Genomic DNA, 12,436 nt, shown 5'->3' on the forward strand with positions numbered 1-12,436 from the left:
TCATTCATGTAAGTGGTGGATGACTTGGATTAGTTTTTCTTGGACTTCTCTTGCAATTTTTTCGAGTTCAGGATTTTGGACCAGTTTGGTCATGGTCATAGGGTCGAAGATGGAGACTTTGGTTTCACCATTTTTTTCTTCAGTGACGACTACGTTGCATGGCAACAAAAGTCCAATTTCATCAGCGGTTTGGAGGGCTTTGTGCGCAAAACCAGGGTTACATGCTCCAAGGATGGTGTAACGTTTGAAATCTACGCCGATTTTTTCTTTGAGAGTGTTTTTGACATCGATAGTGGTAAGAACTCCGAAACCTTCTTTTTTTAGGGCTTCGGTTGTATCTGTGATGGTATCTTCAAAATTTTTTTTTCTGTGAACGGTGAGTCCTAACATAAATCCTCCGCTGGGTCTATACCCCATAGGGTATATGGGATTAAGGAACTTGCAAGAGAATTTTACTTAATGCAAAAAAAAGATCATTCTTTTTTAGGAAGTTTTTGCATTTCTTCCACGCTCGGAAGTTGTTTTGAGATATGACGGATTTCCCCAGAGGCATTGAGGAGAAAGTATTGAGGGAGAGGTTCTGTTTTTAGAGAAGCAAATCTGTCATCCAAAATCAGAGTTTGGAACTCTTGTTCCCTTGGGGTGTAGTTGAGGAGAACATAAGTGCCAAGGTCTGGTTTCCCTTCGCCGCATTCCAAACCCTGTAAGATTTCGCATCGGGATTTGGTAACAGCAAGGAGGATGAGTTTTCCTTCTCTGGAGGCTTGTCCAAAAGCAAAGGATTTGTTGTGGCCCCAGTGGATTTCTTGGCTAACCATTTCGTTGATTTTAATATAACCAAACACAAGTAATAAAATGAAAAGTGGCATGGATAAAAAACCAAGTAGGTAAAAAACACGGGAATATTTCTGCATACAAGGCAATGGAACCGAAACACCCAGTTCTCGCCAAGTTGAATTTTTCATTGTTTATAAACAAAGAAAGTTTAAAAAAAACTACACCTCTTTATTCCCATAACAAATCTGGTTTAAAGAGAGAAACCTTAGGAGAAATCAATGGAGATTTGGTATACCGAAAAATTGGAATTAGAAAAAGGGCGTGCGGTCAGTTACCGGGTAACAAAAACAATCGAAAGCCTACAATCTCCGTTCCAAAAAATCGATATTTTTGAAACACAATCCTTTGGACGAATGTTTACACTTGATGGTGTAACAATGGTTACTAACAAAGATGAACATTCTTATCATGAAATGATTGCCCATATCCCTATGATGAGCCATCCAAATCCGGAATCTGTCCTTGTGATCGGTGGGGGAGACGGGGGAACCGTTCGTGAGGTTTTAAAACACCCATCTGTCAAAGAAGTTGTGTTATGCGAGATTGACAAAGCAGTTGTGGATATTAGTTATAAATATTTTCCTGAATGTGCTGACGCAATGAAAGACCCTAAGGTAATTCACCATTATGATGACGGAGCTAAATTTGCTCGTGACAACAAAGGTCGTTTTGATGTAATCCTTGTGGATTCAAGTGATCCGGTAGGTCCTGCGGAAGTTTTATTCAAAGAGCCGTTTTTTCGAGATATGGCAAGTGCCTTAAAACCAACAGGAATCATTGCTACACAAGCAGAATCTTTTTGGTATCATGGCGATGTGATCTCATCCCTCTTTGATTTTATTCCTAAAATTTTTCCTGAGTATGGATATTATTACACAACCATTCCTACTTATCCTTCTGGAATCATTGGGTTTACTTTTTTATCGAATGCGATTGATCCTTATTCGGTAACACCAGATCCAAAACGAGTTCCTAAAGGCCTCAAATATTACAGTCCTGAAATTCACAAAGCGGCTTTTGTTCTTCCTGAATTTGCAAAAGCGTATATCAAACGAAAAGGATAAAACTTTGTGAAAAAGATTCCTGCCTTCTTTTTCCTCTCTTTTGTTTTTTCTTTATCTGGGCCTTACGTTCTTTGGGCCCAGGAAACAAAAGCAACGAAATTAGAATTAGAGGCGGAATCTTATGACGAACGTGGGTATCCAAAAAAAGCAGAAGAACTTCGTTCGAAAGTGAAACGGCTTCGGTCTGAACAGTTCCAAAATCGGGACAAAGCAGAGAATGCTTATCCGGCTACTTCTAACGTACCGGCAACTAACGAGGGTTCTCTGGGATTCCGTCAAGGAACATGGGAGATTGGATTTCGTGTTTTAGGGCAAATTGGGGCTTTTTCATCGGGAAAAGAATGGGCCTTGGATGATGGTCGTATTGCTTTTCAAGCGGGGACTCCGTATTATCCCCGGTCGCAGATTGGTTATCAAAATATTCGAACTCTTCCCTACCAGTATGATTTAGAAAAAAACCAAGGTTCTGCTTCCTTTTCACCACGAGTGGTATACAAACACAAATCTGCTAAGTGGGGGATGGAATATGTTTATTTCCAATTCCAAACAACAAACGATTTTATTTCATTAGGATATCTAGGTGGAAACCAATCCGCTTTCCATGCTGATCGACTGTATAGCGCAGAACACAAGTTAGTTTTGAAAATTTATGAAGATTTATACAAAAATATTGGATATAGCTGGGATTTTGGATTAAGAGCGGGTTCCTTTCATACAAATTCTGTTTTTAATTCCCAAACTTTGGGACAAACAGGGATCATGCGAGATTCAATGCGTTACCTTGCACCAAGTACGGGATTTCGATTTTATCATAAACTGGGTGAAGGTTTTTCTTATGAATTGGGAGGAGAAATGTTTTTTACTCCTATGGGTAGACTCCAATACCGAAGAGACATCTTAACCCAAACGGGTGGTGTACCACGGTTTGCGGAAGGTGTCACGACTAGAGAGGAAGCCTATTCTTTGTTTTCGGAAAAACCATTACAAACCACTATTGTTGGACTTGATTTGTTGGCGCAGGCCAACTGGCAACCGTTAGACCATCATAAATTCAATATCGGATTTCAAATCATCCAATACATCTGGAGAACAAATGAATCTTATGCACCTGGAATTCGTGCTTTGAATGAAGAGTCCTTTGTATCGGGAGTTCGAGATTATTATTTGAGTTCTGCATTTTATGAAGCGGATGGTCGGGACAAACGTCCTTCCAGAAGTTACTTAATTTCGAATTTTTACTTTGGGTATACTTATGTTTTTTAAGTTAAGGTTTCATCTTTTCATCTTTTTCCTGGTTTCTTTTTTGGGATATGGATGTGGGATTTCGCTTCGGGTGTACAGACCTTTCCCTCAAGAAATTGCTTTTGACTATGTCAAAAAAATGGATCATATTGAAATTTTTGTGAAAGATGAAAATCGAATGAAGATGGGTGTTTACGATGGGTATTTTGCAAACCCCGAAGGACTTCCCAATGAATATGGACCACTTTCTTATTTAATTCGGAAGGAACTTTCCATCCGCGGAAATCGTTTCCCCTTGCTTCTTGATCGGGGTGGAAAGATTTTTATTGATGAATACCAACTTGTATCTTTAGATAGATGTTCCAAAAACTTAAGTTTTGTGAAGATGAAGGCAAGGATTCAAATTCTTGGGGCTTCGGAAGAAACATTTTCCTTCTATGATGAAATTGATTCGCGTGTGACCAATTGTTATTTAACAGGAAGTATACTAACAGTGGTTCCGTTGTTATGGTATGTTCCTTACAATGGATTTAGAGGGAATCGGGAAGACCAACTAAACCAACTGGGAAGAAATTCATTGACCGAATTTTTTACGAAGTTGGAACTTGTTTCAGGGTTTAATCAAAATTCTCAAGTGGAACCAATCCCAGAACCACCGCCAGTAAAACCCAAAACAACTCCCACCAAACAAGAACCAGTGGATCCTAAACTAAAGGAAATTATGGATAGTTTATGAGGTTCCAAGTTTTGATCATCCTTCTGTGGTTGGGATTTAACCTTTCTCACTGTTATTCATTAGAAAAACCATACAACTATGGAAACCCATATTTACCAAGCCCTGAATTTACTGAAGACGACCCACAATTTGAAGAAGGGGAACCGATTTGGATTTTGGACCAAACAGGGAATTGGATTTTTTCTCTTCCTTCCAAACTGGTTCTTTGGAATCGAAAGGCTGACAACCATCATATCTCTAAAGAAACCAAAGAGTATTTGATTCGTTATATCAAAGAAAATAATTTACGAGATGTTAAAGTTCGTTTCAACCAATACGCTCCACTTTCAGAATGGAAACGACTCCCCAAAAATAAAAATATAAACCCACTCGTTCGTTATTTTTTTGGATCCATTTCATTATTGGCTTATACTTTTTTACCTGGTCGTTTGTTTGCGGGAACGATCGGTGGGGATCACTACAATTCCTTTACAAACACAATCAATGTGTATTCGGATCTGCCTCCTGTTGTCATCCATGAAGGTGGTCATGCCAAAGACTTTGCACAAAGAGAAAAAAGAACACTTTATGCCATCGTTTATGCCATCCCTGTGGTTGGTGCCTTGTATCATGAAGCCCGTGCTTCTGATGATGCCCTCAATTATTTTGCAGAAAAAAATGACAAAGAACAGTTAGATTCCTCTTATGAATTGCTCACTCCTGCCTATGCAACATACGTAGGAGGAGCCATCGGGGATGTGGTAGCCAATCCCATCACGGCAGTGGCTGTCATTCCTGGTCATATTTATGGTCGTTATAAAAAACGAGACATTGACAAGGAAATAGAAAAACGAAAACAGAAGATCCAAATGAAGGAACCCAAGTGAACCCAAGGTCTAATTTCATTCAAAAATTCAATTCTCGTAGAGATACTTTGCGGTCTCTTCTTTGCATTGGTCTCGATCCCGAATTGGAAAAGTTACCAAAGGTTAGTTTGGAATCAAAAGCCCCTCTTGTCCATTTTACTGAAACCATTATCCGTTATACAAATTCCTATGCAGCTGCTTGGAAACCCAATGTCGCTTTTTTTGAAAGGTTAGGGGCCGAAGGATATTTTGCTTTAGAACATATGGTGCGTGTGATGAAGGATGTATCTCCAGAAGTCCCCATTGTGATGGATGCCAAACGAGGTGATCTTGCCAATACATCCAAAGAGTATGCTAAGTATTTTTTTGAAACATTGGGAGTGGATGCTCTGACTGTAAATCCATACATGGGCCGAGATAGTCTCGTCCCATATTTGGATCTGGGTGGATATATTTTTGTTCTCGGACTCACATCAAACCCTAGTTCACAAGACTTCCAAAAACAAAAACTTTTGGGTAAGGATCTCTACTTATACGAAGAGGTAAGTGACCAAATGGCAAGGCTTGGAGAGGAATATCCAAACCAAATCGGACTTGTTGTGGGGGGAACCCATCCTTCTGAGATTCAATCGTTACGAACCCGTCACCCAAATATGTATTTTCTCATCCCGGGGTTTGGTGCCCAAGGGGGGGATTTAAAATCCATTGTGAAAGCATCGGGGAATCGTTCTCTCATCAATTCATCAAGAGGGATCACTCTTAGTTCCTTAGAGGAAAATTACGGACAAGTTGCACAAAAGAAAGCGGAGGAAGTGCATAAAGAAATGAACCAACTCTTTCTCTAATGGTCTAATGACCAAAAAGGGAAACTAGTGAAAGAAACTTTAGCTATTGTTGGAACAGGGATCGCAGGTCTTGGCTCCGCATATTTTTTAAAAAATGATTTTGATTTAACTATTTTTGACAGTGCCGATTATATCGGAGGTCATACGAATACGGTGATGGTGAAAGAAGATGGGGTAAACATTCCCATTGATACGGGATTCATTGTCTTCAATCATGTGACTTATCCCAACCTTCTTAGACTTTTCCAAACATTAAATGTTCCGACAAAAAAATCGGATATGTCATTTAGTGTCCAACATGATCCCACCAAATTAGAGTTTTGTGGTTCTGGTCTTTCGGGATTATTTGCTCAGAAAAAAAATCTATTTCGACCTCGGTATTTGAAGATGTTACTGGAGATCGATCGGTTTAACAAATCCGCTCCAAAGATTTTAGACGATCCAAAGTATGATGATTGGAACCTGGGTCGGTACATGGAAACATTCGGGTATGGAAAAGACATTTTAAACTTCTATTTAATCCCGATGAGTTCAGCGGTTTGGTCGACCCCTCCCGATTTGATGTTAGAATTTCCCGCTAAGTCCCTCATTCGATTTTTTTATCACCATGGATTTTTAGGGCTGAACACGCAACACCAATGGTATACGGTGGACGGTGGGTCTCATGAGTATATCAAACGTATCGTCCCACCGATCCAAGACAGGTTTCGTTTGAATTCTCCCGTCAAACAGGTGAACCGAACGGATGATGGGAAAGTAGAGCTTGTGTTTGGTGAAGGGAAGAAGGAAATTTTTGATAAGGTTTTACTTGCCACTCATGGCCATATTTCTGCGAAAATGTTAGGAAATCCTACCAAATTGGAGTCAGAACTTCTCCCACTTTACAAGTACCAACACAACACTGCCACTTTACATACAGATGCAAGTGATATGCCAAAACTAGCTTCTTGTTGGTCCAGTTGGAATTATAAAATCGTCGAAGGGGAAAAGGGAAAACTAAATCCATATACAATCTATTGGATGAATCGTTTGCAAAATGTTTCCAAAAAACAAAATTATTTTGTGACCATCAATGATCCGGATCGTGTGGCAAAAGATAAAATCATAAAAAAAATCGATTATGAACATCCACTGTTTTCTGTGGAAGCTTCTCTTGGACAAAATCGATTGTTTGAGTTAAACGAATCAGGTCCAATTTATTATGCGGGTGCATACTTTCGGTATGGATTTCATGAAGATGGATTTTTATCAGCCGTGAATGTTTCACGTAGCATACTAAAAAGGGACCCATGGACTTAAACTCTTGTATGTACGAAGCGGACGTGTTCCATGCACGTACCGCTCCAAAACCAAACAAATTCCAATATCGGATTTTCAATTTTTATTTGGATCTTTCGGAAATAGACCACTTGGCCCACAAGAGTGTTTGGTTTTCCAGGAACCGTTTTAACTTGTTTTCCTTTTATGATAAAGACCATATCCAATTTGAAAAAGGAACAGTTTATGAAAACGTTAAGTCGTTTTTAGAGGCTTCGGGTGTTAAGGATATTGGAAAGATATTTCTTCTCACCAACCTTCGGGTTCTAGGATATGTTTTTAATCCGGTCAGTTTTTATTTTTGTTATGATACGAACGGGGAACCACTAGTATCCATTGCAGAAGTGGGGAATACCTTTGGGGAAATCAAACCTTACGTTGGTTATTTTAAACAAGCAAAAGGAACCATTGCTGATCCTGAAGTTTATATCCGAGAACCAAAGAATTTTTATGTCTCTCCTTTTATCAGTTTAGATTCCGAATTTGAGTTTCGATTGAACTTACCTAATGATCAATTGCAGATTGGTGTCGACTCTTTCGAAAATGGAAAACGAATTTTAACCACATCCTTTCTTGGAAAAAAAATTCCATTCCGATCAAAATACTTATTAAAACTTTTTACCCAATTTCCATTCATCACCGTCAAAATAATAACATTGATTCATTGGCAAGCGTTCAAACTTTGGATCAAAAAAATTCCGTACATTCAGAAACACCAAAACTTAGAGAAACAAACAGGAGTTCCCCTTGGAAAAATCACAGAACCAGTCCCTCTTACAAGACACGATTGATTCAAAACTTTTTACCGAATTAAAGAACAAGTCTACATTAGAACAATTTCCCATTTATAGGAAAATATTTTTGAAAGCCATGAGTTCCATGAAACGAGGATCCCTTCGGATGATCTTCCCCAATGGAGAACAAGTAATCATTGGAGATGTAAGTTCTTCTTTTGAGCCAAAATTTCATTCGGCATTGATCCACGTAAAAAACCCAGTTTTTTTCAAGAAATCAGTGTTATATGGTGATATTGGATTTTCAGAATCTTACTTAACGGGAGATTGGGAAACCGATTCCATTGAAAATGTAATCTCTTGGTTTATTTTGAATGTGGATGATAGTCCCAGTCTTTCCGGTGCTAAAAAGAAACTTTTTCACTTAGATTTATTCAATTTAGGCAATAAATTCCTGCATTTCCTGAGGAAAAACACCCTAACCGGAAGTAAAAAGAATATCGTAGAACATTATGATTTAGGGAACAAATTTTATAAATTGTTTCTTGATCCTTCTATGACCTATAGTTCTGCTTATTTTGAATCTTTGGAAGATAGTTTGGAAGAAGCCCAAACAAGAAAAGTGGATAAACTTTGCCAAAAGTTAAAACTAAATCCTGCAGATCATCTTTTGGAAATTGGAAGTGGTTGGGGATTTTTATCCATTCATGCGGCAAAAAATTACGGATGCCGTGTGACAACCGTTACCTTGTCAGAAGAACAGTATGTTTATGCCAAAGAAAGAATCCAAAAAGAAGGACTTTCTGACAAAATCGAAATTCGAATTGAAGACTACCGAAAGATTGAAGGTCAATTTACTAAAATTGTATCTGTAGAAATGTTAGAAGCAGTAGGTGATGCATATTACGAAACCTTCTTTCAAAAGTGCCAAGACCTTTTGACAAAAGAAGGAATTATGGCCTTACAAGTCATCACTTGTCCTGACTCTAGGTTTACTTCATTCAAAAACGGAATCGATTTCATTCAGAAACATATTTTCCCTGGTTCGTTATTACCATCGATTGGTCGTATGAACCAAGCCATCAATCGCACAGGAGATATGTATTTATTTCACTTGGAAGATATGGGACTAAGTTATGCGAAGACACTTAGACTTTGGTTAAAGGCCTTTGAAGAGAACCTGGCAGAGGTAAGAAACCAAGGGTATAGCGAAACTTTTATTAGAAAATGGAGATATTATTTGGCTTATTGTGCAGCGGCTTTTCAGATGCGAAACATCAGTGTTGTACAATCAGTTTATGTAAGGCCAAACAATCTGAATCTCTAAATTCGTACTAAACCTGACTACCGGTAGGGGGAACCTGTCGGTAGTTGTCCTCCAAAAAACATCTTGCCAAGGAAAACCGTTCTCTTTACTACTCTGTCTATGAGAGAAACAAAGTCTGTATTTACCTTTGATGAACCAATAGAACGATTGTGGTCGGGTGTTACCGTCTATGAAGTGTTAGTCCATTGGTTGGCAGATGAGGTAAGGGGAAGACCAAAAGTGGGTGGGGACTTCTCATGGACTTGGAAATTAGGACTCGAAGGTGATTTCACCACTCATGGCATTTATAAAAAAATTGAACCATTAAAAGAACTGGTGATGGAATGGAAAGACCATCCTGCTGATCCAACAGGTGCAATTTATTTACAATTATTATTTGAATCTAAAGGACCAGATTTGTCCCAATTAACCATTGTTAACGGGGGTTTCCCGGATGGAGAAGGTTCCGATGTTTGGATTGAAGGAGCCAAAGAGGCTTGGGATGGACAAGCGGTTCATTTAAAAGACTTCTTAAAACAAAACCCAGACATCACAAAATTTTTTAAAAAATCTTGATCTCCAAGGCCTTTCTAAAATCCTGGTAAAAGTAAGGGTTGTTAAGGAGGGCTGGAAGATGGAATATCCCGAATTGGAAACGTATTTCCAGAAATTAACTGATATAACTGACCGGATCGCTATGATGAACAATCATTTTGATGCGACACCTGAGATCGACATACCACAGTTATCTGAATTTTACGCAGACATTCAGTCAAAGGATTGGGAAAATACTGATAGAGAGTATTACGAACTCTTCACTAGTTATTTTACCTTTCATGTAAAAACGGTGGAAGAAATTATCCAAGAAGCGCGTGAGATTTTAAATCCTGAAAACAGGGAATATGTAAAAAAATTGGTAAGCCATGTTCGCAACGCGGATGATTGGTTTGTCAATCTGAAAAAGAAACGTAAACTCGCTCGCACACAAGTCGCTTAAACTTTCCTCTCCCTCGGCTGAAAGCTCGGGGGAGGTATCTCAATTCGCTTTACAATTAAATCCATTTCCTTTCTCCTTTCAGATATGCTCAAGGCGCGGTTCCTTTTTTACCCGGTTATTCTTTTATTATTTTTGTTTTTGGTAGATTCTATATTTCGAATCCCCTATATTCAAACCATTACCAAGATTGATTTAACGGCAGTTAACTATAAAGCAAAATCAGACTTTTTGGAAAAACTAATCGCCGAAAAACCGGGAGTTGGTTCCCCAAAAACAAAAAAAATCATGATCATTTTGGGATCCTCTCGCCTTCTTTATTTTGATCACGATGAATTGGTTTCGTTTTATCCAGACTGGGAGATTTATAATCTTTCCTCAGCAGTCACAACGCCAGCGTATTACGATTTTCAACTGACAAAGATACTAGATGCCGGGATCAAACCTGACTTGGTCATCATGGAAACGGATCCAAATCAGTTTAACCAAAATTCCGTATTCAAAAGTTCTAACCTCACTTATAGTTTTGATTTATCATATGTTCTGTCCAATCTTGGTTTGTTTGGCAAAGACCATGTTTCTTTTTATTTAGGTCGTAAACTTTTTGCAGTAGGAACTTATAAACCCTATATAGACCAAATGTGGAAAAATTATAAAAATCCATATTTGGACAATGCCATCGGAATGCATAAGGCAACTTATGATTACATTCTGAGTCATAACGGAAACGGACTTTCTCCAATTGATAATTATATGGAGAAAGATTCAAATTCCTTACAAATGACAAGTCATAGAACTTTGGATTGGTTATTTGCTTCTTATGTTCGTAGCCCAATGCAATTTGGGTTTTATGAAAAGATTTTGGATCGTTTGAAAGAGGAAAATATCAAAACAGTCATTATTTGGCCTCTTTCGTCACCCGATTTTGAAACTTTGATGGAAAAAGAAACATTAGTCAAAACTTGGGAAAAAGAAATCGATCAAATCACAACAAGTCGAAACTTTTCAATTTTAAAACTTAAAAACGATCCATCTTACACCTGTAATGCGTTCGCAGATGGAGGCCATGTAGCAAAAGATTGTTACCGAAGTCTAATGCGTTCTATTCTATTGGAATACTTTCGGAAGTACGAACCAGATCATCTGTAAACTCAATTCCGCAAATAGGAATAGGCCCTGTTGAGGATTCAATTACTGATTTAAGGGATCTTGGTTTTTTAGGAATCGTGAGAGTGGTTCCTTCTTCGTTTGTTTGCACATACTTCATGTTGGAACTAAACCCGGAGGGTGAGTCAGCCCAAAAGAAAATCCCTTTTGTGGTTGCCGCAGTCACCCTTCCATAGTTCTTTCTTGTACTTCCCGGAATGACTGGTGTCCCCGTAGATGTAGTATAAAAATTTGCTGAACCTTGTTTGATTGTGGTTTTGTAGGTTGTGGGTGTGACAGGATTTGTAACAATCCTGGCAAGGTTTGTGGGTAAGGGGTATCTTGCCAGAGCAGTCGATAAGTTAATGTTAGTGGGAGCTGCACCATCACTCGTTACCTGCTGTACGGAAGTAAGATCGACAAGTTGATAACTTTGTGCCGTAAGAAGTGCAAAAACACGAAAGAATACATCTGAGTTCTGGTTGCCGAGTAAAGAGGCATCAAAATTGGGAGCAAACGTTGTATTTCTAAATAAATTCATTAAATTCCCAGTTGAGTTGGCCCTTGTGCCAGAAGTCCCGATCACAGTTTCTCTAAAGAAGTTTTGTCTTTGTGGGTCACTTGTCCCAGAGATATCATAGAGATAACGCATAAATACATAAGCAAAAGAATATTGTTTTAAAACATCGGAACTACTACTGTCCCAATCTAAAAGGGAAACACCGTTGATCCCATCGGAACAACGAGAATCATTTACTCCTGAATAACAATCCAATCGACTGGTTTGAGGCCCATAACCTGCAATGTCACTGGCGACTTCACTAGTTCCTTCGTTGATCCACAGTTCATCGGTTTGGTTTAAGGCACGCATTCTTGGATAACGGAGTAAATGTTGGAATTCGTGAGCGGCTGTTGATGCAAAAGCATTGGGATCACGAGTGAGAGCGGCAATTAGTTCCTTGCCATCTAAATACAATACTTCTGCATAATTGGACCTAACCCTAGAAAATACATTGTCTGGAAAATAATTGATAGGGTCAAAATATCCTGCCACATAAGCACTGTTTGCTGTGGCACCATCACGAATGTCCATCACGAGGATTTTTACTTTTCCATCTCCATCGATATCACTTGGTGCACCAAAGGTATTGATGAGTGCAGGATAAGTAATTGTATCAAAATCGTTGGCAAATTTTAATAAGTCGTAATTTACAAATAGGGACCTTTCTTTGTAAACTTCTACATTGGTGCCTGAACTAACCAAATCAACAGGAACACAAACACTTGATTGTGTGATTAAATTCCTAGCCCAGAGATCGGGACCATTCACACAGTTACTTCCCAACAGAGAATAGGCTCCCAGAAGCAAA

14 protein-coding genes are annotated in these 12,436 nt (G+C 38.7%); 11 read left to right on the top strand and 3 right to left on the bottom strand.

The genetic code is table 11. The annotated features are described in order from the left end of the window. Both EHQ47_RS01120 and EHQ47_RS01125 read right to left on the bottom strand, forming a co-directional pair. Nucleotides 1-390 (bottom strand): DUF302 domain-containing protein, encoded by a 390-nt coding sequence (locus EHQ47_RS01120; RefSeq protein WP_135749878.1) that lies wholly within the window; start codon nt 388-390, stop codon nt 1-3. An 83-nt stretch (nt 391-473) separates the two neighbouring features. Then, a complete protein-coding gene (locus EHQ47_RS01125) occupies nt 474-914 on the bottom strand; it encodes a hypothetical protein (RefSeq protein ID WP_135749877.1) in 441 nt (146 codons plus the stop codon). Nucleotides 915-1,055: 141 nt separating this feature from the next. On the opposite strand from EHQ47_RS01125, the gene speE reads away from it, so the two are divergent. From speE to EHQ47_RS01185, 11 genes are all read left to right on the top strand, one after another. Beyond that, nucleotides 1,056-1,901, top strand: coding sequence for a polyamine aminopropyltransferase (gene speE, locus EHQ47_RS01135; protein WP_004787861.1), 846 nt, complete (start codon nt 1,056-1,058; stop codon nt 1,899-1,901). A gap of 6 nt (nt 1,902-1,907) precedes the next feature. Beyond that, the gene (locus EHQ47_RS01140) at nt 1,908-3,164 is read left to right on the top strand and encodes a hypothetical protein (RefSeq protein WP_135776376.1); all 1,257 of its coding nucleotides are present in this window, start codon (nt 1,908-1,910) and stop codon (nt 3,162-3,164) included. Beyond that, on the top strand, nt 3,154-3,879 hold the full coding sequence (locus EHQ47_RS01145; protein WP_135749874.1) for a hypothetical protein: 726 nt from the start codon (nt 3,154-3,156) through the stop codon (nt 3,877-3,879). The genes EHQ47_RS01140 and EHQ47_RS01145 overlap by 11 nt, the downstream gene beginning before the upstream one ends. Further along, complete coding sequence (locus EHQ47_RS01150; RefSeq protein ID WP_135749873.1) at nt 3,876-4,745, top strand: hypothetical protein; 870 nt, start codon at nt 3,876-3,878, stop codon at nt 4,743-4,745. Before EHQ47_RS01145 ends, EHQ47_RS01150 begins: the two co-directional genes overlap by 4 nt. Beyond that, nucleotides 4,742-5,569 (top strand): orotidine-5'-phosphate decarboxylase, encoded by an 828-nt coding sequence (gene pyrF, locus EHQ47_RS01155; RefSeq protein ID WP_135776377.1) that lies wholly within the window; start codon nt 4,742-4,744, stop codon nt 5,567-5,569. Before EHQ47_RS01150 ends, pyrF begins: the two co-directional genes overlap by 4 nt. Nucleotides 5,570-5,596: 27 nt before the next feature. Next, on the top strand, nt 5,597-6,868 hold the full coding sequence (locus EHQ47_RS01160) for an NAD(P)/FAD-dependent oxidoreductase (protein WP_135776378.1): 1,272 nt from the start codon (nt 5,597-5,599) through the stop codon (nt 6,866-6,868). Nucleotides 6,869-6,876: 8 nt separating this feature from the next. Then, on the top strand, nt 6,877-7,677 hold the full coding sequence (locus tag EHQ47_RS01165; RefSeq protein WP_135776391.1) for a DUF1365 domain-containing protein: 801 nt from the start codon (nt 6,877-6,879) through the stop codon (nt 7,675-7,677). Continuing rightward, the gene (locus EHQ47_RS01170) at nt 7,634-8,947 is read left to right on the top strand and encodes an SAM-dependent methyltransferase (RefSeq protein WP_135776379.1); all 1,314 of its coding nucleotides are present in this window, start codon (nt 7,634-7,636) and stop codon (nt 8,945-8,947) included. The genes EHQ47_RS01165 and EHQ47_RS01170 overlap by 44 nt, the downstream gene beginning before the upstream one ends. Before the next feature lie 99 nt (nt 8,948-9,046). Continuing rightward, a complete protein-coding gene (locus EHQ47_RS01175; RefSeq protein ID WP_135776380.1) occupies nt 9,047-9,502 on the top strand; it encodes an SRPBCC family protein in 456 nt (151 codons plus the stop codon). Between the two features lie 58 nt (nt 9,503-9,560). Next, nucleotides 9,561-9,923: a PLU-1-like domain protein gene (locus EHQ47_RS01180; protein WP_100719635.1), complete on the top strand. Its 363-nt coding sequence runs from the start codon at nt 9,561-9,563 to the stop codon at nt 9,921-9,923. An 84-nt stretch (nt 9,924-10,007) separates the two neighbouring features. Beyond that, nucleotides 10,008-11,069, top strand: a complete 1,062-nt coding sequence (locus tag EHQ47_RS01185) for a DUF1574 domain-containing protein (protein ID WP_135749869.1) — start codon at nt 10,008-10,010, stop codon at nt 11,067-11,069. Here the strand turns inward: EHQ47_RS01185 and EHQ47_RS01190 are convergent. Then, on the bottom strand, nt 11,023-12,396 hold the full coding sequence (locus tag EHQ47_RS01190) for a peptidase MA family protein (protein WP_135776392.1): 1,374 nt from the start codon (nt 12,394-12,396) through the stop codon (nt 11,023-11,025). The genes EHQ47_RS01185 and EHQ47_RS01190 overlap by 47 nt on opposite strands. Nucleotides 12,397-12,436: the final 40 nt, after the last annotated feature.

It is taken from the genome of Leptospira bourretii, assembly GCF_004770145.1.
Classification (GTDB): domain Bacteria; phylum Spirochaetota; class Leptospiria; order Leptospirales; family Leptospiraceae; genus Leptospira_A; species Leptospira_A bourretii.